Source organism: Parasphingorhabdus litoris DSM 22379 (assembly GCF_020906275.1).
Classification (GTDB): domain Bacteria; phylum Pseudomonadota; class Alphaproteobacteria; order Sphingomonadales; family Sphingomonadaceae; genus Parasphingorhabdus; species Parasphingorhabdus litoris.
In genome coordinates this window covers 1821970-1846896 of sequence record NZ_CP086727.1, presented here as the reverse complement: position 1 = coordinate 1846896, position 24927 = coordinate 1821970, and the positions used below count along the sequence as shown (strand labels likewise).

Below are 24927 nucleotides of genomic sequence, written 5' to 3'. Positions count from 1 at the left end.
CGCTCGTCTATCCAGAATAGCGGTAGTCACGCAAGCCCTGTTCGCATTTTATCGCATGTTCGCAATAATATTTCAGCAAAACGGCGCTGTCCGGTTTCTTCTGCAACCATATCCTGTCGGATTTCAATTTCCGTATAGGCTTTTCCAATATCTTCGGCCTGACGTTTCATCGTCGCATGCAGGTCTTTTCCGGAATAGGGCTCCTGGTCACCAACAACCAGACTTTCCTCCTTAAGCAACCGGATCGCTAGCTGCGAAGCCTTTTCATATTCATTGTATAAAACGCCAACCTGCCACGGCCTGGATTCTGCATCGTCAGCGCGTAGCTTGGGTGTGAAGCTGTGCAGGAACAAGATCAACGCCGGATCGAGATCGTGGATCAACTCGGCAACACGGTCGTGATAGGGATGAAAAAACCGATCAAGCCGTGCTCGTCTTTCGGTTTCATCAATGATGTTGCCGGTTATTGCCACGCCATCGCTATGCTTTGGAATAACCCCGCTCTCATCGGGAAACCGATTCAGATCAACGACAAGGCGGGATACGGTTCCCAAAATACTCAGATAACCGCTTTTCTCAGACATATAACGCGCAACATTAGCGACGCCGATATCATAAGCGATATGCTCTTCCAAAAGAGCGGGATCGATACCCAGGTCGATATCGGATGGGACATGATTGGAGGCATGATCAACGACAATCAAAACTCCGCGTTCCTGCGGCACTCCAAATATTTCATATGGTTCGGTCACTTTAATTCTCCAACCATGGTCCAAATCTTAGGTAACTCTTTGGTGATCTGCGCCTGTGCAGCGATCGCCAGTTCCCTGGTTTCATATATTCCGAAGCAAGTCGCTCCTGATCCGGACATCCTCGCCAGAACCGGTGTCGTTTCATCCAATCGGATCAACACATCCCCGATTGCGGGCGCGATAGTTTCCGCAGGTTTCTGCAGATCATTTCGGCCGGCTATTGATGCCTCTATGGCATCTTCACCAGCCAAAGCCCCCCGATCAACTCCATCCCAGGCGCGAAAGACATCAGCCGTCGATATCGGAATCAAGGGATTAGCAAGCAGGACATAGTGACCATTCAGCATAACTTTTCCGATCGGAGAAAGATTCTGTCCAATACCCTCCCCTCGGCATGTTTGGCTCATCACGCATGCCGGTATGTCAGCGCCCAAAGGTTCCGAAAGACTTGCCAGCGCTTTTAAGGAAAGCCCAACATCCCAAAATCGGTTCAACAATCGCAGCGTCGCTGCTGCATCGGCTGAACCACCGCCTATGCCCGATGCCACCGGCAAGCGCTTTTCCAAGTGCATATGTGCACCTGCAGCCACGTTTGCATGATCGGCCAATAGGTGCGCTGCATCCAAGACCAGGTTGTTGCTATCACTCAATCCATCGGAAAACAGCCCGTTTATGGACAGCGAAATACTATCTGCCTCAGCAACAGATAAAATGTCACCGCAATCCAGAAAGGCGAAAACCGTCTCAATGTCATGAAAGCCGTCTGGCCGCCTGCGACGTACGTGCAACGCAAGATTTATCTTTGCGCACGCGATCTCACTGTCACGAAGCGTTTCAAAATCTGTTACCATTAGGGAGAAACAAGGTCCGCACGCAGCCCCAAATCGATCTTGTCGGCTAACCGCTGCATATCTTCAGCATCGGCGAACAGCTTCGCTGATTTCCACGCATATCGCGCTTCATATTTTCTGCCAACGGTCCAATAAGCGTCGCCTAAATGCTCGTTAATTGTGGGATCTTGCGGTTCTCCAGCACGTGCGCGTTCAAGATAATTGACCGCCTTTTCATGCTCTCCAACAATAAAATAGGCCCAACCTAGCGAGTCCGTAATCGCAGGAGATGATGACCGCATCTTATAAGCTTTTCGAATAGCATCCATGGCCGATGCAGTATTTTCCCGCCGTTCCAATTGCGCGTAGCCCAAATAGTTCAAAATGCTCGCTGAATCGGGCTGTAATATATTGGCTTTCTTCAAAGATTCTAAACCAGCTGGCCACAATCCAGCTTGTTCCTGTGCACTGCCAAGTGACAGCCAATAATTGGCCAAAACAGCATCGGAAAAATCACGTCGTTCGGCCAAGCTTATCGCGCGTTTGAATGCATCGGCAGCGGATCTGTGATCGCCGCTCATTTGCAACAATTGGCCAAGCAATATCTGTAATTGCGGCGTTTCCGGATCTTGATCAATTATCTGATTTAACCTGACCTGGCCGCCATCATAGTCATTTTCTTCCGCATAGCTGGCTATTTCCTTGCTGATTGCCAATAAAGAAAAGGCGCTGTCATAGGATATTTTTTTAAACTCTGATTTTGCAGCTCGGCCGTTCTGACTCTCGCTAAAGGCCTCACCCAACACAAGATGCCCATAATCGTTGTTGGGCAATATTCTCAACGCTGCCTGCGCACCAATCAGGGCCAGAAAATCCGCTCTCTGTATTCGCAAGTCCGAGGACAGCCTTTGGAAAAGGAACGCCAATCCAATGTCAGCATTAACTTTTTGGGCCAGTTTCTTGATGTTTCCTGACCGGATGTCTTCCAACATCTTTGCTTCCGGGCCCGTTCTTTCGTTCTTCAAAAGAGCAACTGCCCTCGCTGTGTCTTTTCTGGCCAGAAAATGCCTTGCTGCGATAATACGAACGGGACCCATGCGCGCTTCATTGGCTTCGACTATTTTGTCGAGTAACGGAATGATGTCCAAATCATTCCCGCCAGCCAAACCCTGTAAGATAAATTGTTCCAGATGGTAATAAGCAGCGGTTTTGTCTTTCTCCGCTGCCGCCAGGCCAATTAAAGGGCTTTCACCGGTGGCACGTGCAATCCAGGCGTCTAAAAATGGAGAAAGAAAAGCGAAATTGCCTAAAGCTTCCAACTCAATAGATGCTGTAGCTGCGGCCTTGTAATCATTACGGGCAAAGGCGTCCGCAAACAACAGGAACGGCATTTCCGGCTCAACTTGACCGCGCAGATCAAGGCTTCGAACCGCCTTGACAGCAAGATCGAACTTGCCTGCTTCGATGGCCTTCACATAGGCCTTGCCAGCCAGCAATAGGTTATCAGGTTGGCTTTTCAGCGAGTCCGCATAGATGGCGGCGGCGACCGCAGGATTATCAACTGATTCCGCTAGTCGTGCTTCTACATATTGGTTTAGTCCTTCCGCGCCACTGCTGCGTTTTGCATGCGCAGCACTGCCAGCAAGGGCTACGGCAAGGATGCCAAAAGCCGATATCTTACATATTCGGATAATTGGGACCTCCACCGCCTTCTGGCACGACCCAGTTGATATTCTGGTTCGGGTCTTTGATGTCGCAGGTTTTACAATGGACGCAGTTTTGTGCGTTAATCTGGAATTTCGGATTGCCCGCATCGTCCTCAACAAATTCATAGACCCCTGCAGGACAATATCTTTGGGATGGGCCCGCAAATACCGGCAAATTCACATCCACAGGCATGGATGCATCCTTCAACTGCAGGTGAACGGGCTGATCTTCTTCATGATTGGTATTGGACAGGAAAACCGAAGAGAGGCGATCAAAGCTGATAACGCCGTCCGGTTTGGGATATTCTATCGGTGTACAGTGTTCTGCACGTTTCAGGCGTGAATGATCCGGATGATGTTTCATCGTGAACGGCATTTTGATTTTGAAATGCTCTGCCCACATATTGATGCCAGCAATGATTGATCCCAGAAAATCACCATATTTTTCGGCAGCCGGTAAAACATTGCGGACAACACGCAGTTCTTCGCGTACCCAGCTATTTTCATAGGCGGTGCCATATGCTGCCAATTCATCATTGGCCCGATCTGCAACAATCGCCTCAAAAGCGGCCTCTGCTGCCATCATACCGGTTTTCATGGCCGTATGCGTGCCCTTGATCCGCGGAACATTCACGAAACCGGCAGAACAACCGATCAACGCGCCGCCAGGGAAAAACAGCTTTGGCACCGATTGGAAACCGCCGTCATTAATGGCCCTTGCGCCATAGGAAACCCGTTTTCCTCCTTCTAAAATCTTGCGAATTTCCGGATGTTGTTTCCATCGCTGCATCTCTTCAAAAGGCGATAGATAAGGGTTTTCATAGTTGAGCCAGGTCACAAAACCCAATGCTACCTGATTGTCAGCCTGGTGGTAGAGAAATCCGCCTCCGTTGGATCCCTCGCCAAGCGGCCACCCCTGACTATGGATCACGCGTCCTGGAGCATGTTTATCGGGATCAATATCCCATAGTTCCTTGATACCAAGCCCATAGATTTGCGGTTCGCTATCTGAATCCAACGCAAATTTATTCTTGAGAATCTTTGTGAGATGTCCACGCACACCCTCTGCAAAGAAAGTATATTTTGCGTGAAGTTCAAGTCCCGGCTGATAATCGGGTTTATGACTGCCGTCGCGCGCCACACCCATATCACCGGTCGCTACGCCCTTAACCGAGCCGTCCTCATTATAAAGAATTTCGGCGGCCGCGAAGCCTGGAAAAATCTCGACACCCATATTTTCGGCACGTTCACCTAACCAGCGACACAAATTACCCAAGGAACCGGTATATGTTCCCTTATTGTGCATGAATGGCGGTGTCATGATGTGCGGGATCGAAAATTTCTTCTTTTTTGTCAGCACCCAATGTTGATTGTCAGTGACGGGAACCGCGGCCATCGGGCAATCCTCATCACGCCAGTTGGGCAGCAACTCGTCCAAGGCCTTCGGATCAATAACCGCCCCTGACAGGATATGCGCGCCGATTTCAGAGCCTTTTTCCAAAATACAGACGGAGAGATCTTTGCCGGCTTCATCGGCCATTTGTTTAAACCGAATAGCCGCGCTTAGCCCTGCTGGTCCCCCACCAACAATGACCACGTCATAAGGCATAGATTCTCGTTCACTCATCGCATTTTTCCTGTATTCAACTCGATATTATTTGCTTACATTCGTCCTACCGCAAACGGCAACCCTTTGGACAGAAACATGCTTGCCCGCCAATTGACCAACTCGTCAACTCATGACTCTATACATATATGAATTTTTCTACGCCTGCACCCTCTGAAAGCACGCCTTTGGAGCAGATAGAAAGCCTTCGCGACTGGTGGAGCCTAGCGGGTGTTGACCTGCATTATGATGACGAACCTGCCTCACTTTTGACAGAGACGGTTCCTGTCACCCGGCCCGTAGAACCAAAGCCAGTAGAGAATATTGCCGCTACGGAAAGCAAGCCGCAATCCAATTTGGAAAGTACCGGCACAGCAAATTTCAGTGAAAATTATCCTTCTGAACATGACGAATTTCTCGCGTGGTTGTCCGCGCCAGAAAATCTGGTGGAAGCACAATGGTCGCAAAATCATATCCTGCCGAACGGTGTAATCGAACCAGAAATTATGACTATTGTGGGAATGCCGGAACAAAGTGGTTTGCTCCAAAATTCTCTCTTCTCGGACAAAAGCGGCGCTTTGTTAGTCAACATGCTCAAGGCCATCGGCTGCGATTCGCAAAAAACCTATTCAGCATCCATCTCTTTGGGACGCTCCTTCGATGGTCGTATTGATCCCCAATATCATGACGCACTCAAAAAACGCGTGTTGCACCATATTGGATTAGTCAGACCAAAACGCATCATAATATTTGGCGACACGCCATCTGGCTTGTTTTTTAACGAGAATTTGCTCACTGCACGCAAGAATAAACAATTTGTTAACCATAGTTCATCCAAAATAGAGGCAATAGCGACTTTTCATCCGCGAATTTTGATCGAAAGACCGGAATTCAAAGCGGAAGCGTGGAGAGATTTGCAATTGCTTACAAGGATTCAAGCTTAGTGAAAAATCAGTATTCGGCAAAATTGAAATTTGCTCTCACATCCGCTCTTATTGCTATTCCCCTCGCTCCGGTGGCAGCCGAAGATGGCGGCGCAGTATTATTCAAAAGTTCATCTGTGGCAAAAGACATCCCGTCACAATTGAAGCGCAGCCAATCCGAGCATTACCGTGCAATTTTCAAGGCAATGGGCGGTAATCAGTGGGATATTGCCAAAAACTTGATTGCCGATGCGCCTAAAGGCCCGCTGAAATCCATCGTTCAGGCAGAATTCTTCCTTGCCGCCAACTCGCCCCGTGCGGAATTGGGGCCATTATTGGTCCTCGTAAACGAAGCGCCGCATATACCACAGGCCGCGCAATTGGGACGTCTGGCGAAGAAACGGGGTGCGGAATTGCTCCCTAATCTGCCGCAACGCCGCAATCTCTCTTATGTTCCTGGCCTTCCCATCCGTAAGAAACCTGGCTCGATCAAATCAGATAATACAGCCAACGCCATTCGTGGGCGTATTCTGGGATTTATCAAGAATGACAGCCCGCAATCTGCTGAGGCGCTGCTTGAAGAGGCAGGACAAGGAATTTCATCAGATGCGCGTACAGAGCTGGAACAGCGCGTGGCATGGTCTTACTATATCGAAAATGACGATCGATCCGCCCAGCGCATGGCAAAAAAAGCCCAAGCAGGCAGCGGCCCCTGGGTCGTGCATGCCGATTGGGTTGCAGGACTTTCATCCTGGCGCCTGAAAGACTGCAAAACCGCTAGTGCCGCTTTTGAAAATGTCGGGCGACGCGCTGCAAATGCAGATCTGCAGGCCGCTGGCCTCTATTGGGGCGCGCGATCCGATGTTGTTTGTGGTCAGCCACAAAAGGCACAAGGCAAATTGCAAACAGCAGCCAAACGCAGTGACAGCTTTTACGGTCTGCTTTCCGCGCAAACATTGGGCATGGACATTGCAAACATGAAATCCCGCGCAGAATTTGCGAAGGATGATTGGAAAGCTTTGAAACGGCACGACAATGTCAAATCTGCCATCGCTCTGGTCGAAATCGGTGAAGAAGGCTTGGCTGATGAAGTCTTGCGGCACCAGGCCCGCATCGGTGATTCCAAAGATCATGCGGCTCTGTTGAAGCTGGCGCGCGAGCTCAATCTGCCCAGAACACAGCTGTGGTTGGCGCATCACGCGCCCCGCGGGTTCAAACCAGATGCGCAGGCCCGCTTCCCTGCCCCCAAATGGAAACCGGATGGTGGATGGCGTGTTGATCCCGCATTGGTCTATGCCCATACGCTTCAGGAATCAGCATTTCGCAGCAAAGCTGTCAGTCCAGCCAATGCCATTGGATTGATGCAGGTTCGACCGGGAACCGCTGGCGATATTGCCCGTGCGAATGGCAAAAGGTTCGAGAAATCGCAGCTATTCAAACCGTCGACCAATCTTGAATATGGCCAATCCTATCTCGAATATCTTAGCGATTCATCGATAACCGGTGGCAAGCTGCCAAAAGTCGCGGCCGCATATAATGCAGGACCGGGATCGGTGCAGCGCTGGAACAATGAAATTCGGGATAATGATGATCCACTGCTCTACATGGAGAGCATCCCTTATGTCGAAACACGCGGTTATGTTTCGATCATCATGCGGAATTACTGGATGTATGAAAAACAGGCCGGCATCAAATCTGCCAGCTTGCGCAGTCTGGCCCAAAATAAATGGCCGAGCTTCCCGAAAAAGCCCGGCAAAGACAAGACGCGCTTTACGGGACGCTAAATCAGCGGAAATCCGGATGAGCCGATCTAGGCCCATCCGGTATATTTCTTAATAGCGATAATGATCAGGCTTGAACGGTCCTTCCGGCGTAACGCCGATATATTCCGCTTGTTCCTGAGACAATTTGGTGAGCTTCACACCCAGTTTCGCAAGATGCAGCTCGGCCACTTTCTCATCGAGATGCTTTGGCAGAACATAAACATCATTCTTATACTGCTCAGGCCGCAACCACAGTTCAATCTGTGCCATCACCTGATTGGTAAAGCTGGCTGACATCACGAAGCTCGGGTGGCCGGTTGCACAGCCCAGATTGACCAAACGGCCCTGGGCCAGAATGATCAGTTTCTTGCCATCCGGAAACTCAACTTCGTCAACCTGCGGCTTAATCTCGTTCCATTTCATATTTTGCAGACCAGCAATCTGGATCTCGCTGTCGAAATGGCCGATATTGCAGACAATCGCACGATCTTTCATGTCGCGCATATGATCCACAGTAATCACGTCTTTGTTGCCGGTCGCGGTCACAAAAATATCAGCGCGCTTGGTCGCTTCTTCCATGGTGACGACTTCATAGCCTTCCATCGAAGCCTGCAGAGCGCAGATAGGATCGACTTCGGTAACGATAACGCGGGCACCGCCATTGCGTAGCGAGTCTGCAGAACCTTTGCCCACATCACCAAAGCCCGCCACACAGGCGACTTTACCGGCCAGCATGACGTCGGTGGCCCGGCGCACAGCATCAACCAGCGATTCTTTACAACCATAGAGATTGTCGAACTTCGATTTGGTAACACTGTCATTCACGTTGATCGCTGGGAATGGCAATTTGCCCTGCTTAGCCAGATCATAGAGACGGTGAACACCGGTGGTGGTTTCTTCTGAAACACCTTTGATGGTTTCAACCGTCTTGGTCAGATAACCAGGACGTTCAGCCAAAAAGCGTTTCAGCGTGGCAACAAAGACTTCTTCTTCTTCGTTATCTGGCGTGAACAGCTCTTCACCAGCTTCGACCCGCGCACCCCAAAGTGCAAACATGGTAGCATCGCCACCATCATCCAGGATCAGGTTACAAGTTTCTTCCGGACCCCAGTCGAAAATACGCTCAACATAAGCCCAATATTCTTCCAGCGTTTCACCCTTAATTGCAAATACCGGCGTTCCACCAGCAGCAATAGCGGCAGCCGCGTGATCCTGTGTGGAGTAGATGTTGCAGGAAGCCCAGCGGACGGTTGCCCCCAAAGCCAACAGCGTCTCGATCAAAACAGCCGTCTGAATGGTCATGTGCAAAGAACCGGTGATCCGCGCGCCTTTCAAAGGCTGCTCCGCGCCAAATTCTTCGCGCAAGGCCATCAAGCCAGGCATTTCGGTTTCGGCAATCTCAATTTCCTTGCGTCCGAAATCGGCAAGGGAGATGTCCTTGATAATATAATCCTGGTTCGCTGTATCTGCTGCGGTAGCCACATTCATTCTCCTTGAAAGACGAATTGCCGCGCCGGAAATCCGGGCGGCAGTATCATCATTCCTTAGCTTCTTGCGGCTTTGGAAGCAAATATAAAGATGTCTTTATATTTGTAATTTAATTATCAATTTTTACTCGATGCGATAACAATCCCACAGCGACCACTAGGTAAATGTGGTGACAAGCCGTGAAATTGCGAGATATTGACCAGCGATGAGATTTTACCATCGCCATCGGCTGCAGAGCTCGCCAGCTCTTTCATCGCTTTGCACTCCGACAAATCGCCCGACCCAGCGCCATATTTATTGGCCAATGAAACAGCATAGCGATCATAATGTTTGATTGCCTGCTTCTTGTTCCGTCCTTTTGCGAAATGGCTCCGCAAAATACCGTTGCCCAGTTTCAACAATGGTTTTTGGCCGCGAACAAACCGGTTATAATGCGGCAAAACATCATGTTCTGATTTTGCACAGCGTAGGGCGGCAACCATCAGACGCGATTGCAAATCCCGCACATGGGCGGCATCCACTGCTGCAGGTGACCAACACGCTGCCTGCGCCGTACCCGCCAATGTCATGCTTCCGACAATGCTAACCAATACCAATTTTCTAAATTTAGACATTCCCCGTAATCCCCTTTCCCTTTGAGGATTACGAAATTCTTCTTTCGGACTTAGGGAATTTCTAAAGCCCTTGGTTAAGCAATATTCAGTATCGAACCAGTTAAAATCATGGGATATTTAGAGCCCTCAATTGACTTAAGCGCTGCCAAACTGCCCGGACAACATGCCGGGATCGATCCCTTGCGCCTTCCATGCCATTTCCCATTTGTCGTTTGCATTTGTTTCATAGAGCCAATCTGGCTCACCTTGGGTGATCGACCATCCGTTCTGAGTGAGTTCATGCTCCAATTGCCCTGCCCCCCAACCAGAATAGCCCAGGGCAGCAATCCATTTTTCAGGGCCGCGATCCTTGGCGATGGCACCTAGAATATCGAGCGAACTGCTTAATCCCCACAGATTGCCGACCTGCAAAGTATCTGACAGGTTGAAATCCAGACTGTGGAGAATGAAGCCCCGATGCATTTCTACTGGCCCACCAACAAATACGCTGCGATCCGGCAACGCCTCTGACTCTATATCAAATTGCTCCAATATCCCGTGAAAGCTGATATCTTGGGATATCTCGCCAATATTGATTCCCAGCGCGCCATTTTCATCATGGGAACAGATAGCGATGATGGATCGTGAAAATCGGGGATCAGCCATACCGGGCGTGGCCAGCAGGAACTGGCCGGTGAAATAGAGCGGATCATCCATTTCCACTACATAAGTCACTTATAGCGCCCTGCCCATGGTAAATTCGATAAACGGAACAATATCATCACACTGCTTGCAATTTCATAATGCGGTCACCACAAACACATAGGACATATTGATATTCCACAAACTTCCAAAAAGGAGTGATTGCATGATCAACAAAGGCGATAAGATACCAGAGGTAAATCTCGTAAAAGCAACAGAAAACGGACCAGAGCAAGTCAGCTCTTCCGACTATTTTGCGGGCAAGAAAGTCGCTCTTTTCTCAGTTCCCGGCGCCTATACACCAACTTGCTCTGCCAAGCATCTACCCGGCTATGTTGAGAAAGCCGCCGAGTTGAAGGCAAAAGGCGTTGATGAAATTGCCTGCACTGCTGTCAATGACGCCTTCGTTTTGGGCGCGTGGAATAAAGATGCAGGTTCCGAAGACGTGACCATGCTAGCCGATGGCAATGGCGACTTTGCCAAGGCCGTAGGTCTTGAAATGGATGGCTCCGGCTTTGGCCTCGGCACCCGCGGTCAGCGCTTCTCCATGATCGTCAATAACGGTGTTGTCGAAGAGCTGAACGTTGAAGCACCCGGCGATTTCAAAGTCAGCGCGGCCGACTATATGCTCGACCAGCTTTAATCGATTTCAAATCACCAAAGCCGGCGGGAACATCTGTTTTCCGCCGGCTTTTCATTGCCTACCATCCGCAGGATTTGCCTTTATTCTCTTCCTTGAGCCAATCCATCAGCGGTTCGAAATAGCTTATCATTGCGGAGCCATCCATTTCACGCGTGCCGGTAAAGGCTTCCAGAGCATCCGGCCAAGGTTTGGACGCGCCGAGTTCCAGCATCGCGTTCAGGCGCGCGCCGACTTCCTTGTTGCCATAGAAAGAACAACGATGCAGCGGCCCTTCCCAACCGGCGGCATCGCAGGCCGCTTTATAAAATTGAAACTGCAGGATGCGCGCCAGGAAATAGCGTGAATAAGGCGTATTGCCCGGGATGTGATATTTGGCACCAGGGTCAAATGCTTCAGCGGGCCGATCCACCGGCGGCGTGATACCTTGATACTGCCGTTTCAGATCATGCCACGCCTGTGTATATTCTGCCGGCTTTATATCGCCGGAGAAAACCTGCCAGCGCCATTTGTCGACCAGCAAGCCAAAGGGCAGAAAGGCAACTTTATCCATCGCCTGCCGCAGCAGCAGCCCAACATCCTTATCGGCACTGGGCACTTTGTCTGCATCAAGCAAGCCGACCTGCACCAGATATTCCGGCGTGATGGACAGCGCAATCATATCACCAATGGCTTCATGAAACCCGTCATTGGCACCGTCGAGATGCAGATAGCTCTGTTTATTATAGGCGCGCTGATAATAGTTATGACCAAGCTCGTGGTGGATGGTGACAAAATCATCGCCATTGACCTTGATACACATTTTGATCCGGATATCGTCTACATTGTCAATATCCCAGGCGCTGGCATGGCAGACCACCTCGCGGTCTGCGGGCTTGGTAAATTGTGACCGTGTGTAGAAAGTGTCTGGCAGCGGATCAAAGCCAAGGGAGGAGAAAAACTGTTCTCCGGCTTTCACCATCTTGATGGCATCATAGCCTTTGGAGGTCAGCAATTCGGTCGTATCGAAACCGATGTCACCCGCGCCTTCTGGAGCAACAATTTCATAGATATTGCCCCATTCCTGCGCCCACATATTGCCCAGCAGATCGGCTCGGATCGGTCCGGTCTTGGACTGTACCGCATCACCATATTTCTCGTTGAGCTTGTCGCGCGTGTAGCAATGCAATTCGTCGTAAAGTGGTTTTACCTGCGACCATAGCTTGTCGGTAAGCTTAGCGAAGTCATCCGCCTGCATGTCGTAACCAGAACGCCACATTGCGCCGACATCTGCAAAGCCCAGTTCTTTCGCGCCTTCATTGGCAATTTCGACCATCCGGGCATAATCGTCCTTCATCGGTCCGCCGACATTGCTGTGCCAGCTTTCCCACATTTCAGACAGCTCGTCTGGATTGCGATTTGTGCCCATGGCGGCTTCGATATCAGAGCCGTTAATTTCCTTGCCGTTGAGCGTGCCCTTGCCCTTGCCATAGGCGGAGTTAAGCTTGGTCGCAATGGTATTGAGTTCGGTCGCTGCGCCTTCGGTTGTTGGTGCGGGAAGGACAATGCCGCCGCGCAGCTTGTTAAGCTTGCGCGTGGTGACGGCATCCAGGCCCTGAACGTCTTTATATTTTGCGGCATCGATCGCGGCCTGCACCGACATAGTCGTGCCTTCCGCGCCAACCTGGGCTGCTAATGCATCAGTATCCTCATTGATATAGGTTGCATTGATCCAGTAAATCCGGCCCGCATTGACCGAAAAATCGAACATCTTCTTTTCGGTTTCTTCAACGAACTGCTTTGCATCTTCGACGGTCGGATTGGCTTTGTCTGCCATTTCACCGCCTTCGTGATCCTTGGCGTACGCAGGCGCGCTGAGCGCAATGGCGGCAAGGGCGATAATCGACGCAGCTGTTTTCCCGGCGATTTTCATAGTGTGACCTCTCTGAATTGTATTTTGGTATGAATTGAAACTTTATCCGCAAACCGTCAAGCACGTCTTTCGCGGTGGCGCCAGATCAGGGCGGCAACCATACCGACTGTCCCGATGATCCACGTTGCGATTTTCGGCGGCCTCGCAAAAGCGGCGATACCCGCCAGCGTGTCGCTACCTTTTTCCTGCAACACTTGCGTGATCTGGCTAAGTGTTTCGACATAATCAAACAGGCCGAAGAGAAAATAAGTCACCACCAGAAACAGGCCGAGTTTCTTGAGCGAAGGCGACTGTGCCTCCTGCCACAAGAGCCGCCCGCCTAAAATCCCGCCAATTGTATAGAGACCGATAAACACAAGATCGGTGGCCATAGACCATGCCGCATAGTTCATCTGTCCTGCAGCTGCCCAGCTTTGTTGTATGGCATCAACGCGCGTCGCCGTTGCTGCGCTTTGATGGTCCAATATTCCGGTTGGTGCGACATCCGTCATCAATGGTCCACTGGTCAGAACATTGAACAAAAATACCGCTATTCCCCCTAGCCAGAAAATCCAGAAATTGCGCCAGTTCATATATTTCGGCATCCTTTATTCTCTCCCCTAGATATCCGCGCTTAGAAACCGCAGCATCTCCTGTGCCATTTCCGGTTTTGTTACGCTGCTCATATGTGTGCCCGGCACAGCGACATGATGGCCATGCGGTAATAGATTTGCCAGCGCCTCGGGATCACCGTTATCGCGATCTTCCGATCCACATAGCACCAGTGTCGGCGTCGTGATCATTTCGATGGCATCCGGTTCCATATCAGAAAATGTTTTGAGTAGATGCGCGGCCGCGACCGTGTCTATTTTCTGGCTTTTCATAAACTGGATCGCCATCCAGTGCGGGTCACCGCGCTTGGCCGTGTCGCGCAACTCAATGGCTTTCAGGAAAAAGCCCTGCCGCTTGTCCCAGCCTGCCAAGCCCTCTAGCCCCATGCCCGCGAGGATCGCGCGTCCCGGCGCGATATCGGTAGTGAGGAGTTTCGCGGTTGTCCGGGCGCCCAGGGAGAAACCACCCAGATGATAATCCGGCAGATCGAGATGTTCGATCAGCGCCAAGGCATCTTTTATGAGCACATCTGATGGATAAGCATCCGCCGTATGCGGAGCCGCGCTGTGCCCATGTGCGCGAAGGTCTGGCATGATCACCCGGTAACCCGCCTCCGCCAAGGTTCCTGCATGACCAAATTTGATCCAGTTGGTCTCCGCATTGGAAAATAACCCGTGCAGCAGGATGACCGGTTTCCCCTGCCCCACTTCATGGATTTTCAATGTTATTCCATCAAAGGAGGAGAAGTCCCAACTCTTCACGTCCACCATCATCGCCCCAAATTGTTGCGCCAAGCGATCACATCGTCTGGCTGTGTCTGATATTGATCCACTTCGGGGTCCAATAGAATACCGGGCTGTTTCTTGGAAACCCACAAGTGACCAACCGGCACAATGTCCGCAGAGTGATCCAGAGTTCCAACTTTCAGAGTAACGGCCGTCGGCGGATTGGTTCCGCTGTGCCAAAGCCGCGTCCCGCACTCCCCACAGAAATAGTTATATTTTCGCTTTCCACTATACGCGGTTGTTTCAAACAGCTTCGGCGAGCCAGTTACCGTCAAAGCACCATAATCCATCGGAATGGACATCGAAAAGGCGCTCGCACTCTGCTTCTTGCATTCGCCGCAATGGCAAGCATAAGCGGATGGTATAGGGCAGTCGAACGTGTAGCGTACTGCGCCGCATTGGCAGCCGCCGGCTTGTGTATCACTCATTCAGGGCCAACATATTGCAACCATTCTTGGCTGGATTGCGGCTGCGTTTCGAGAGTGGGAATGTCTTCGGGAATAGTGATCCAGGGCTGTTTGCTGGAGACCCAGAAATGGGCGGCCGGGCTCATATTCTTGGCATCATCAAGCGTCCCAACGCGAATACTGGCCAGACCGGCTCTTCGATCATTTGCCGCATAAATTCGGCTCATACATTTCGCACAGCCCGCTATGGTGCTGATAGCTCCACTGGGTTGTACGAACGTCCCTTCGTTCAGTTCACCTTCGATCGTCAGGTCTTTCGCCATGATACCCATGTGCAGACTGAATGCGCTTCCGGTTCGACGCTGGCAATCGGTGCAATGACAAGCATAGGGCCGCATTCTGAAACCGGGTTTCAGTTCATAACGCACTGCGCCACATAAGCAGCCACCGGTTAATACGCCCTCCATGTCTCGATTTTTCCCTTCTGAGCCTGCCAAATCACGTCTCGAGAAATTCTACAAAAGATACGCAAAATGGGGGTGAAATTCGGTTGAAGCGAATATCATAGTCGATGAACCGAGCGAAAACGAAGAAGCAATGGACCATGCGACAAAGCTAAGCGCTTTCGGTGATGTAGGAAAGACCAAAATATCAGCGCGATATCAGCGCTCGGCAAGGCCCTTTTGTTCCATTCGCCAGACCGCCAGTTCGATCCGGTCCTGTCCGAAAAACGGTTCGCCCTCGAACACCAAAGTCGGCACGCCCCAATGGCCCGCAGCTTCCAGTGCATTCTGGTTCGCCGCAACTTCGCTGTCCAGTTCTTCTGCGCTGGCTTCTGCCTCCGCTTTCAACTCTGCAAGGTCAAGTCCGGCCCGCACGGCCGCTTGCGCCAGATGATCACCCTCATTCCAGCCTTGCACCCCGCCCCAGATCAAACGGGAGACTTCATCAGCAAATTCCAGACCCTTTCCACGCCTTGCGGCCGCTTGCCCCATCCGTGTGAGCAAAAAGATATGCGGTTGATCCTCGGCAATCTTTCGGGTCGCAATATCCTGAACAATCGGATCAGGATTAGGCGGTGCCATCGGAATGTCCATAAATTGTGCAACGCGGAAAATATCGCGAAATGTATAACCCAGCCAATTGGGATGGTTTTTCTCGAAAAAATCCGGATCGCGGATTGCCAACGGATAGACAAAGCGTTGGTTGATAGAGAGATCATATTTCTCTGTCAGCGCGACATAACGGCGTGTGGCGAGATAGCTATAGGGCGATCGAAAGGACCAATATACGTCTGCTTTTAATGTCATTGCCCGCTCCCTGATCGCTTTATCCCTCTCTTATGGTCAGCGGGATTGACGTTGACAAGTCAGGATTGATTAGCGCGCTTGCTGAAGCCAGGATGATTTCACGGTCCAGAATATGATATCAACACCAAGGTAATTTGCTGCATAGTCTTGAAATTCGGCACGCGTGAACTTTTTACCGGTTCTTGGGTTGGTATAAGTCAGCGTTGGTCCCTGAACCGCCATAGCGATCAGTGGCAATTCATCCCGATACCGATTGAAAAACGGATAGGAATTTTTCATCTGGCCGCGGCGATAGGGTATGATGTCGGGACCACCCAAGCCGATGTTGTTGGCTTTGGCAAAATCAAACGTTCGTTCCATATACCGGCGGTCATTATTCCATTCGCAGGGCCAGAAATTGACATATTGAACAACATGCGACTTCGGAAAAGCCTGTTTTGCTACCCTGATATTTTCGATCTGCGCCGCGAAATAGGCGTCACAGTCAAAGCCTTTATTGTCCGGGTTTTTCTCTACCTCAATGGCTGTTTCTGGTAGGTTTATCCCAAATATCCTACCGTCATAGCGCGCTCCCAATGCCTGCAGCAATTTTTGATAACGCGCACGCACCGCGGGATTCCATTGGATGGTCACCCAGCCACTCCCCTTGGCCTGCCCTTCTCCCGCATTGTCATCTTGCCGCACCAGCCCGCCATCGTAGATAGGATCATTCAGGACATAATCTGGAATATTCCGATGGGTCGGAAGGAAAAAGCGATCCTGTATCTGGACAAACAGTTTTTTGCCCAACGTTTCAAGCAGTACGAGATCCCGATCAATGCGGGAAAAGTCATAGCGACCCTTTTCCGGTTCGAGCGACTTCCAACTGTGGATTACTTGCACCCCGGCTATGTCATGCCGCTCGATGAGGTCCGAATGATCCGCTGGATTATCACCGCCAATGAATATCCATTTTTCCGGCCCGCTTTTGGCCGGTTCCGCCGCCTTAGTGGGCAAAACCAAACTGAAAGCGAGAAGAAAAAGATAAACGACACGGAACACAGGATAAACCAGGTTAAAAAATTCCTTTAACTGCGATGCAATTACAAAAGCTTTGTTGCATTTTAAATATCGAAGCGGTGAGTTGAGTTTGACGGTTCGCTTTAAGCCACCCCGCCAAATTTCGTTATTGTGAATTCGGGACCATTGATATTTCTTGATCAATTTCGATTTCCAGATCGTCCAGGCCTACCCTTAAGAAACGCGCCCTTCCCTCGCTCCAGATGATCATCGTTGCAGCCTCTGTTTCGACAAGCTTTGGATAGTCGAGCGCCTCTACCTCGGTTATGATCCACTTTTGTCGTCCGGTCAGAAAACTGCCTAACAATATGTCCGTCATGACAATCTCTGAACTGTTTTCTGTGTGGGAACGAGAAACAAATTGAGCCACAAAGCCTATGGCTTTCCGGTCCTTATTGTCTTTGCTTTCACCAGCTGTCAGCACGTACCAGTTAAGCAATTTTCTATCATTATCAGGAACTATGTGGCGAAATGATCCATCCGCTCGATCGAGCAAAATTATGTTACGCTCTTCCACCGTATTGCTTTTATACTTGCTTCCAGATCCGAAGCTGCTTCCGTTGCTTTCCAATTGGTCGGTTACACCGAATTTCATCGCCGCAAGCGTTGTTCCCGGCAAATCAACCCACTCGCTAAATGCAAGGTGAACTTTTCCATCTTCGGTAGCAGAGCTTTGCGAAGATACTGAGCCGAAACCTCTATGGTCTGGACGATAGCTCAAAAAATCGACGGCAACGAAAATCATAGCGGCAATGCCAAAAAGAACGATCAATGCAATCGCAATGGCATTGAAGCGCCAGACATTTCGAAAAGAGAGAAGCTTCAATTTTACCTCCTGTTACATTCGAAGGCTTATGAACTGTTGCTATCCTTTTTGCAAATGCTTCCGTCCCAGCAATTCCGCAATCTGCACCGCATTCAGCGCCGCACCCTTGCGCAGGTTGTCCGATACACACCAGATGATCAGGCCGTTGTCCACGGTCGGATCTTCGCGGACTCGGCTGATATAGGTGGCGCTGTCGCCGACGCATTCTACCGGGGTCGTATAGCCCTCGTCCTCGCGCTTATCGACCAACATGATGCCCGGTGCCTCGCGGAGAATTTCCTGTGCCTGTTTGGCGGAAATCTCGTTCTCGAACTCGATATTGATCGCCTCACTATGACCGACGAAAACTGGCACACGCACGCAGGTTGCGGTGAGCTTGATCTTGGGATCGAGAATTTTCTTGGTCTCGACGACCATCTTCCACTCTTCCTTGGTCGAACCATCGTCGAGGAAGACGTCGATATGCGGGATCACGTTAAACGCGATTTGCTTGGTGAAGACCTGGTTCTCCTTGGGATCACCAACGAAAATGGCGCGAGACTGTTCAAACAGTTCGTCCATGCCGCCTTTGCCAGCGCCAGATACGGACTGGTAGGTGGATACAACAACGCGCTTGATTTTCGCGGCATCATGAAGAGGCTTTAGCGCCACGACCATCTGTGCAGTCGAACAATTGGGGTTCGCGATGATGTTGCGCGCCTTATAGCCTTCAATCGCATCCGGGTTCACTTCGGGCACGATCAGCGGCACGTCGGGATCCATCCGATAGAGCGAGCTATTGTCGATCACCACACAGCCTGCAGCAGCGGCTTTAGGCGCATATTCCTTGGTCGGACCGGATCCAGCAGCGAAAAGCGCCATATCCCATCCGGAAAAGTCGAAATGGTCGATATTCTGCACCTTGAGCATCTTGCCGGTGTCGCCAATCTCAATCTCAGTACCCTGCGACCGCGAAGACGCCACGGCGGCGAGCTCATCAATCGGGAATTCGCGCTCGGAGAGGATGGTCAGCATTTCGCGCCCGACATTTCCGGTCGCGCCAACAACTGCAACTTTGTAACCCATGAAACTTTTCCTGTGCTGAATATGAAAACAGCCGGTTTTCCTTTTGGGGAGAACCGGCTGCCTGAATTTGTTATGAAGCTTTCTTTACTTTGCTTCAGCGCCTTTGGCTGGCTGGTTCACGCGGCGTTCCGCAATACGGGCCCGTTTACCTGTACGGCCGCGCAGATAGTAAAGTTTAGCACGACGAACGACACCGCGGCGTACCACTGTAATCGATTCAATATTCGGTGAGTAAAGCGGGAACACACGCTCAACACCTTCGCCGAAGGAGATTTTCCGTACGGTGAAGCTGGAGCCCATGCCGCGATTGGTCCGTGCAATGCACACACCTTCAAAATTCTGGGTACGTGTCCGGGTGCCTTCAACAACGCGAACACCAATGCGCAGCGTATCGCCAGCGCGAAATTCGGGGATATCTTTGTCAGCTGCGAATGCTTCGACAGCTTCTTTTTCCAGTGTCTGAATCAGGTTCATTGACCTATTCCTTATTCTCTTCCTGCGCACCAGAGGGCGACTGATCCGGAGCATCCCTGTGATGCTCCCATAAATCGGGCCGCCTTAGCCGTGTATCTTCCTCTGCCCTTTGTTTCCGCCAAGCAGCGATTTTCGCATGATCCCCCGATCGCAAGACTTCAGGGATAATGCGCCCTTCCCATTTCTGAGGCCGGGTATACTGCGGATATTCCAAAAGTCCGGTTTCGAAACTTTCATCATCTCCGCTAGAAGCCGCGCCCATTACCCCGGGAAGCAGCCGAATGCAAGCGTCTAAAAGCACAAAAGCACCCATTTCGCCGCCAGAGAGGATATAATCGCCAATCGAAACCTCTTCAATCGGCCGTGCATCGAAAATCCGTTCGTCAAATCCTTCGAAGCGACCGCAGAGGATGGTGACGCCCGAACCGGAAGCCAATTCCCGGACACGCGCCTGTTTTAGCGGTTTTCCGCGCGGGTTCATCGCCAAGATCGGGGCATCTGGTAGCTGTTCCAACGCATGATCGACCGCCGACGCCATGACGTCAGCCCGCAAAACCATACCCGCACCGCCACCCGCCGGAGTATCATCAACGGATTTATGCTTGTCGGTGGCAAAGTCGCGCATCTGGATGGGATTGCAGGCCCATTTGCCGTCTTCCAGCGCCCTGCCCGCCAGTGATGTGCCGAGCGGTCCGGGAAACATTTCCGGATAAAGGGTCAGGATTTGGGCGGTGAAGGTCATTTATCCTGACTCGTTTTCCGGATCTCCATGATCACAAAAGTCATAATGGAAATCATCAAACCCATGGCAGCATATATGATTACAGCTTTCAGCGGATTATCACCAAAATTGCGATCTTCGGAATAGGCGAGCCATAATATTCCAGGCGTGAGGATGACTTGTCCTGCCACTATCGTACTAGCCATACGGACAAATTGATCCGATTTCTGCTTGAATTTCCAGCCAAGGAAAGCCGGAAAGGCAACCACGATAACAATTAAAACGATAAAGAATATCGGACCGTTCATGGTTCGACAAATTCCGATAGCACGATCGCAGGATCATTGCGCATATCGATCGCGCCCACTGGAATCATGAATTTCTTGCCGCTGGCACGTTCAATTTCGATCACATCGCCGGCGCCAAATTCGTAGATGGCAAATATCTTGCCCAGTTCCTCGCCATTGTCGGAGACGCAGCGCAGACCAATGATGTCGATATGGTAGAATTCGTCCTCATCCAGCGCTGGCAAAGATGAGCGGGGGATGGCCAGTTCGGTGCCGCGCGCGGCCTCGGCTAAATTGCGATCGGTAATTTCGGCAAATCGGGCTATCGCGCCCATTTTATGCGGCTTGACCGATTTGAGCGTCAAGGCGCCATCATTATAGGCTTTGTGCTGCTTTAGACTATCAAGTGTCTCGCAGAATAGTTTGAGCCGGACCTCGCCCGTCACCCCGTGCGCGCCAATGATGACGGCCAGGGGGACGGACGTGTCCGGATCAACAGTGGCCAAGGATTAACCCTCGGACTTTTCTTCAGTTGCTTCCTCAGCAGCTGGTGCCTCTTCAGCGGGTGCTTCTTCGGCTTTCGCTTCCTCGGCAAGGGCATCAGCAGCCGCTTCTTCAGCAGCTGGTGCTTCGGCTGCAGCTTCCTCTGCTGGCGCTTCTTCAGCAGGAGCGGCAGCCGCTTCCTTGGCAGCTTCTTCTGCAGCAGCAGCTTTTTCCGCTTTTTCTTCAGCGCGCTCGGTCGCTTTCTCGCCTGGCTTACCCTTATTCGGGTTGTTGCGTGCTTCGCGCTTCATCAAGCCAGCGGCATCGAGGAAACGAGCAACACGGTCTGACGGCTTGGCGCCAACGCTCAACCAATGTTTCGCACGATCAACGTCCAGAACAACGCGCTTTTCGTCATCTTTGGCGAGCAGCGGGTTATAGCTACCGATACGCTCGATGAATTTACCATCACGCGGTGCACGCACATCGGCGATCACGATCTTGTAATAAGGACGTTTCTTGGAGCCACCACGGGCCATTCTCATTGCTACTGACATAATAAACCTTTCTAAAACAATATAATATACGTAATTTTTAAAACTATTTCTTCTTATTCAATAAATTTGCAAGATCAGGTGGCAAACCGCCGGGTGACATGTCCGGCAGCCCAGGCATGCCGCCCGCTTGGCCGCCCATGCCCGCACCAGCAGCACCGCCGCCACCGCCAAACATCGACATTAAACCCTTCATACCGCCCATTTTCTTGATCTTTTTCATCGCCTTGGACATTTCCTGATGCATTTTCAGGAGCTTGTTTACGTCCTGCACCGTGGTGCCAGACCCCTTGGCCACGCGCACCTTGCGCTTGGCGTTGAGCAAGCCCGGGCGCACCCGTTCTTCCTTGGTCATCGAACCGATAATCGCATCCATGCGCACCAGAACTTTGTCGTCCATCGCGCCTCCCGCCATCGCTGCCTTGGCCTTCTTCATGCCCGGCATCATTGAGGCTAACGCACCGAGACCACCCATTTTGGTCATCTGGCGCAGTTGCGAGCGCAAGTCATTCAGGTCAAATTGACCTTTGGCCATTTTCTCGGCCAGCGCTTCGGATTCTTCTTTGTCGACCGTTGCAGCGGCTTTTTCCACCAGGCTGACAACATCGCCCATGCCCAAAATACGGCCAGCAACACGCTCTGGGTGAAATTCCTCCAGCGCGTCAATTTTCTCGCCAATGCCGACAAATTTAATCGGCTTGCCGGTAACCGCCCGCATTGAAAGCGCTGCACCGCCGCGGGCATCGCCGTCCATACGGGTGAGAATCACACCGCTGAGATCAACCTGTTCGGAGAAGTTGGATGCAACGTTCACCGCATCCTGACCGGTCAAAGCATCAACAACCAGCAAGGTTTCCTGCGGTTTGGAGACATCGGCAACCGCCTTCATCTCGTCCATCAGTTGCTGATCGACATGCAGACGGCCTGCGGTATCGAGCATCAGCACGTCGAAACCCTGCAATTTCGCAGCCTGTAGCGCGCGTTTGGCTATTTCGACCGGTTGCTGGCCTTCAACAATTGGCAGCGTGGCAGCATTAATCTGCTCGCCCAATACCGCCAGTTGTTCTTGTGCTGCAGGGCGATTGACGTCGAGCGAGGCCATCATGACCTTCTTATTCTCTTTATCTTTCAGCCGCTTGGCGATCTTGGCCGTCGTAGTTGTCTTACCGGAACCCTGCAGACCGACCATCATGATGATGGCTGGCGGTGCGACCGCGAGTTCGAGGCCACTGACGTCTGCACCCAGCATATCCGCCAGACCGTCATTGACGATTTTGACGACCTGCTGTCCCGGCGTGATTGATTTGAGAACCGACTGACCGACAGCCTGTTCGGTAACCTTCTCAACAAATTCCTTTACAACCGGAAGCGCAACATCGGCCTCCAGCAACGCAATCCGCACTTCGCGCATCGCGCCGCGAACATCTTCTTCTTTTAGCGCCCCGCGGCCACGCAGTTTGTCAAAGACGCCGCCGAGCCGGTCGCTTAACTTGTCAAACATGGCGTCTTCCTTTCTCTCAAACCAGCTGAAAACAGCCTAAAACAACCTCAAAACCGAGCAACGCAAAAAACGCCGGTGGGCGAAACCTCGCTGACCGACGTGTGAGTTTGTTGAACTCGAAACTGAAATCACGAAACAAAAATGCTTCGTTATTTGCGGTGCCATTAGTCGATCTGACGCCGCCCTGCAACCCTCTATTTCCCATAGATTAAGCAATATTAACCAGAAATTGAGGATTATGAATGCAATAGGCAAGTTCGAAAATCTAGGACAGCCGTCATGGGGTAAAATATGTCGGAAGAGAATAACATAAAGTCCGCCAATAAACATGCCGTTTCTGCACGGCGTGATGTTGTGACCAGCGTAATCGTAATCTTCGCGATATTGATGTTTGTTGGGACCGGCGGCACAGTTATTACCGAGGCTATCGCCTCACTTTCCGGCTATGGCGGTGGAACCGACAAAATGCTGGTTTCTGCCTTTTTGCTCAACATTGCCCTCATTTTATTTGGCTGGCGCCGCTATCGCGATCTATCGGCAGAGGTGGTTGAGCGCACGGCAGCCGAAGAACTGGCGCATTCTCTTGCCGCTACAGATCCACTCACCGGGTTTCTCAATCGTCGGACGTTAACCGACAAAACAACAGAAATGATCGCAACAGCGCAACGTAAAGGTAAAAGCACAGCTTTCCTGATGCTGGACCTCGACAATTTCAAGACTGTCAATGACGTACATGGCCATAGCGCAGGCGACATTGTATTGAAGGAAGTGGCTGCGCGCATTTCCAATGTCATTCCGCCCAATAATCTGCTTGCACGGCTTGGCGGTGACGAATTCGCATGTGCTTTTGTTTTCGACCCTGATCAACCGGAATTGGTAGATCGCATTGCAGATGATTTGATCGACAGCATTGCCATGCCTATTTTGGAAAACGGCAACCATCTGGTTGTTACAACATCCATTGGCATATCGCGCTTCGACGCGGAAACAGCGGGTGTCGATGTGCTGATGCGCCGCGCCGATATCGCAATGTACAGCGCCAAAAAACAGGGACGGAACCGGTTCTGCTGGTTTGATGTTACGATGGAGCAAGAGCTGCAAACCCGCAACACGATAGAATCGGGTATGCGCAAAGGCATTCCGGCAGGTGAATTTGTGCCTTATTATGAACAGCAAATTGATCTCGCTACCGGCAAGCTAACAGGTTTTGAAATGCTCGCACGCTGGGAATCACCGACACAAGGCCTTGTGTCACCTGAGGTTTTCATTCCTATTGCGGAAGAAACCGGGATGATTGGCGATCTGTCGCTCAGCGTCATGCGCAAATGTTTTGAAGATGCGAAAAACTGGGACCCAAGCCTGTCTGTCGCCGTCAATATTTCACCGATACAGTTGCTCGACCCTTGGTTAGCGCAGAAAATAGTGAAACTGCTCGTAGAAACGGGCTTCCAGGCAAATCGCCTTGAAATCGAGATTACGGAAAGTTCTTTGTTTGAAAATCTCAGCCTTGCGCAATCGATTGTGGGCAGTCTGAAAAACCAGGGTATTCGCATTGCCCTGGATGACTTCGGGACCGGTTATAGTTCGTTGGCGCACCTTCGCGCATTGCCATTTGATCGGATCAAAATTGATCGCAGTTTTGTAACATCGATCCTGGAAAACCCTGAAAGCGCGGCCATTGTCAAAGCGATTACCAGCCTGGGTGAAAGCTTGGGCATGCCGATTACGGCAGAGGGAATTGAAGACAAGGCCATTGAAGACGAATTACGTAACATTGGCTGCTCCAAGGGCCAAGGCTGGCACTATGGTCGCCCACTTTCGACGCAGCAACTCCGCAAGGTGTTGGCTGAACGAAACCTGCTGCCAAAACCGCCGGAAGCCAGTTCAGACGAAAACGAGGCGCAGACAGACGAACAACGAAAAGCCGGTTAGGTTTAAAACCAGCGATC

26 protein-coding genes are annotated in these 24927 nt (G+C 51.2%); 4 read left to right on the top strand and 22 right to left on the bottom strand.

What is annotated here, in order from left to right; translation table 11 throughout:
- Nucleotides 1-26: 26 nt before the first annotated feature.
- From BS29_RS09000 to BS29_RS08985, 4 genes are read right to left on the bottom strand one after another with little or no spacing between them, the layout of a single operon-like run.
- The gene (locus tag BS29_RS09000; protein ID WP_229953331.1) at nt 27-752 is read right to left on the bottom strand and encodes an N-formylglutamate amidohydrolase; all 726 of its coding nucleotides are present in this window, start codon (nt 750-752) and stop codon (nt 27-29) included.
- Entirely contained in the window at nt 749-1603 is an 855-nt protein-coding gene (locus tag BS29_RS08995; RefSeq protein WP_229953330.1) for a 4-(cytidine 5'-diphospho)-2-C-methyl-D-erythritol kinase, read from the bottom strand. Before BS29_RS08995 ends, BS29_RS09000 begins: the two co-directional genes overlap by 4 nt.
- Complete coding sequence (locus tag BS29_RS08990) at nt 1603-3288, bottom strand: tetratricopeptide repeat protein (protein WP_229953329.1); 1686 nt, start codon at nt 3286-3288, stop codon at nt 1603-1605. The genes BS29_RS08995 and BS29_RS08990 overlap by 1 nt, the downstream gene beginning before the upstream one ends.
- The gene (locus BS29_RS08985) at nt 3260-4915 is read right to left on the bottom strand and encodes an electron transfer flavoprotein-ubiquinone oxidoreductase (RefSeq protein WP_229953328.1); all 1656 of its coding nucleotides are present in this window, start codon (nt 4913-4915) and stop codon (nt 3260-3262) included. Before BS29_RS08985 ends, BS29_RS08990 begins: the two co-directional genes overlap by 29 nt.
- 128 nt (nt 4916-5043) lie before the next feature.
- Between BS29_RS08985 and BS29_RS08980 the strand changes: the two genes are divergently transcribed.
- On the top strand, nt 5044-5838 hold the full coding sequence (locus BS29_RS08980; RefSeq protein ID WP_229953327.1) for a uracil-DNA glycosylase family protein: 795 nt from the start codon (nt 5044-5046) through the stop codon (nt 5836-5838).
- Nucleotides 5838-7601: a lytic transglycosylase domain-containing protein gene (locus BS29_RS08975; RefSeq protein ID WP_229953326.1), complete on the top strand. Its 1764-nt coding sequence runs from the start codon at nt 5838-5840 to the stop codon at nt 7599-7601. Before BS29_RS08980 ends, BS29_RS08975 begins: the two co-directional genes overlap by 1 nt.
- Nucleotides 7602-7649: 48 nt before the next feature.
- Here BS29_RS08975 and ahcY read toward each other — a convergent pair whose 3' ends face one another.
- From ahcY to BS29_RS08960, 3 genes are all read right to left on the bottom strand, one after another.
- Entirely contained in the window at nt 7650-9068 is a 1419-nt protein-coding gene (gene ahcY / locus BS29_RS08970; RefSeq protein ID WP_229953325.1) for an adenosylhomocysteinase, read from the bottom strand.
- Between the two features lie 116 nt (nt 9069-9184).
- Nucleotides 9185-9682, bottom strand: a complete 498-nt coding sequence (locus BS29_RS08965; protein WP_229953324.1) for a hypothetical protein — start codon at nt 9680-9682, stop codon at nt 9185-9187.
- A gap of 135 nt (nt 9683-9817) precedes the next feature.
- Nucleotides 9818-10396, bottom strand: coding sequence for a YqgE/AlgH family protein (locus BS29_RS08960; protein WP_326838455.1), 579 nt, complete (start codon nt 10394-10396; stop codon nt 9818-9820).
- Nucleotides 10397-10529: 133 nt separating this feature from the next.
- Between BS29_RS08960 and BS29_RS08955 the strand changes: the two genes are divergently transcribed.
- A complete protein-coding gene (locus BS29_RS08955) occupies nt 10530-11006 on the top strand; it encodes a peroxiredoxin (protein WP_229953323.1) in 477 nt (158 codons plus the stop codon).
- Nucleotides 11007-11064: 58 nt separating this feature from the next.
- On the opposite strand, the gene BS29_RS08950 is transcribed toward BS29_RS08955, so the two are convergent.
- The 15 genes from BS29_RS08950 to ffh form a co-directional block, all read right to left on the bottom strand.
- A complete protein-coding gene (locus tag BS29_RS08950; protein ID WP_229953322.1) occupies nt 11065-12915 on the bottom strand; it encodes a M2 family metallopeptidase in 1851 nt (616 codons plus the stop codon).
- A gap of 56 nt (nt 12916-12971) precedes the next feature.
- A complete protein-coding gene (locus BS29_RS08945; protein ID WP_229953321.1) occupies nt 12972-13499 on the bottom strand; it encodes a hypothetical protein in 528 nt (175 codons plus the stop codon).
- 15 nt (nt 13500-13514) lie between these two features.
- Nucleotides 13515-14300 carry an alpha/beta fold hydrolase gene (locus BS29_RS08940; protein WP_326838454.1) on the bottom strand — a complete coding sequence of 262 codons (786 nt, stop codon included), beginning with the start codon at nt 14298-14300 and terminating at the stop codon, nt 13515-13517.
- Entirely contained in the window at nt 14276-14719 is a 444-nt protein-coding gene (locus tag BS29_RS08935) for a GFA family protein (RefSeq protein ID WP_229953320.1), read from the bottom strand. The genes BS29_RS08940 and BS29_RS08935 overlap by 25 nt, the downstream gene beginning before the upstream one ends.
- Complete coding sequence (locus BS29_RS08930) at nt 14716-15165, bottom strand: GFA family protein (RefSeq protein WP_229953319.1); 450 nt, start codon at nt 15163-15165, stop codon at nt 14716-14718. The genes BS29_RS08935 and BS29_RS08930 overlap by 4 nt, the downstream gene beginning before the upstream one ends.
- Before the next feature lie 195 nt (nt 15166-15360).
- A complete protein-coding gene (locus tag BS29_RS08925) occupies nt 15361-16008 on the bottom strand; it encodes a 2-hydroxychromene-2-carboxylate isomerase (RefSeq protein ID WP_229953318.1) in 648 nt (215 codons plus the stop codon).
- Between the two features lie 69 nt (nt 16009-16077).
- Complete coding sequence (locus BS29_RS08920; RefSeq protein ID WP_229953317.1) at nt 16078-17010, bottom strand: hypothetical protein; 933 nt, start codon at nt 17008-17010, stop codon at nt 16078-16080.
- 163 nt (nt 17011-17173) lie between these two features.
- Nucleotides 17174-17893, bottom strand: a complete 720-nt coding sequence (locus tag BS29_RS08915) for a hypothetical protein (protein ID WP_229953316.1) — start codon at nt 17891-17893, stop codon at nt 17174-17176.
- Nucleotides 17894-17932: 39 nt separating this feature from the next.
- On the bottom strand, nt 17933-18958 hold the full coding sequence (locus tag BS29_RS08910; RefSeq protein WP_229953315.1) for an aspartate-semialdehyde dehydrogenase: 1026 nt from the start codon (nt 18956-18958) through the stop codon (nt 17933-17935).
- Between the two features lie 84 nt (nt 18959-19042).
- On the bottom strand, nt 19043-19432 hold the full coding sequence (gene rplS, locus BS29_RS08905; protein ID WP_229953314.1) for a 50S ribosomal protein L19: 390 nt from the start codon (nt 19430-19432) through the stop codon (nt 19043-19045).
- A gap of 4 nt (nt 19433-19436) precedes the next feature.
- The gene (gene trmD, locus BS29_RS08900; RefSeq protein ID WP_229953313.1) at nt 19437-20174 is read right to left on the bottom strand and encodes a tRNA (guanosine(37)-N1)-methyltransferase TrmD; all 738 of its coding nucleotides are present in this window, start codon (nt 20172-20174) and stop codon (nt 19437-19439) included.
- On the bottom strand, nt 20171-20461 hold the full coding sequence (locus BS29_RS08895) for a hypothetical protein (protein ID WP_229953312.1): 291 nt from the start codon (nt 20459-20461) through the stop codon (nt 20171-20173). Before BS29_RS08895 ends, trmD begins: the two co-directional genes overlap by 4 nt.
- Complete coding sequence (rimM, locus tag BS29_RS08890; RefSeq protein WP_229953311.1) at nt 20458-20946, bottom strand: ribosome maturation factor RimM; 489 nt, start codon at nt 20944-20946, stop codon at nt 20458-20460. Before rimM ends, BS29_RS08895 begins: the two co-directional genes overlap by 4 nt.
- A 3-nt stretch (nt 20947-20949) precedes the next feature.
- The gene (gene rpsP, locus BS29_RS08885; protein WP_229953310.1) at nt 20950-21480 is read right to left on the bottom strand and encodes a 30S ribosomal protein S16; all 531 of its coding nucleotides are present in this window, start codon (nt 21478-21480) and stop codon (nt 20950-20952) included.
- A gap of 43 nt (nt 21481-21523) precedes the next feature.
- On the bottom strand, nt 21524-22978 hold the full coding sequence (gene ffh / locus BS29_RS08880) for a signal recognition particle protein (RefSeq protein ID WP_229953309.1): 1455 nt from the start codon (nt 22976-22978) through the stop codon (nt 21524-21526).
- Between the two features lie 291 nt (nt 22979-23269).
- Between ffh and BS29_RS08875 the strand changes: the two genes are divergently transcribed.
- Nucleotides 23270-24910: a putative bifunctional diguanylate cyclase/phosphodiesterase gene (locus tag BS29_RS08875; RefSeq protein WP_229953308.1), complete on the top strand. Its 1641-nt coding sequence runs from the start codon at nt 23270-23272 to the stop codon at nt 24908-24910.
- The last annotated feature ends 17 nt before the right edge of the window (nt 24911-24927 follow it).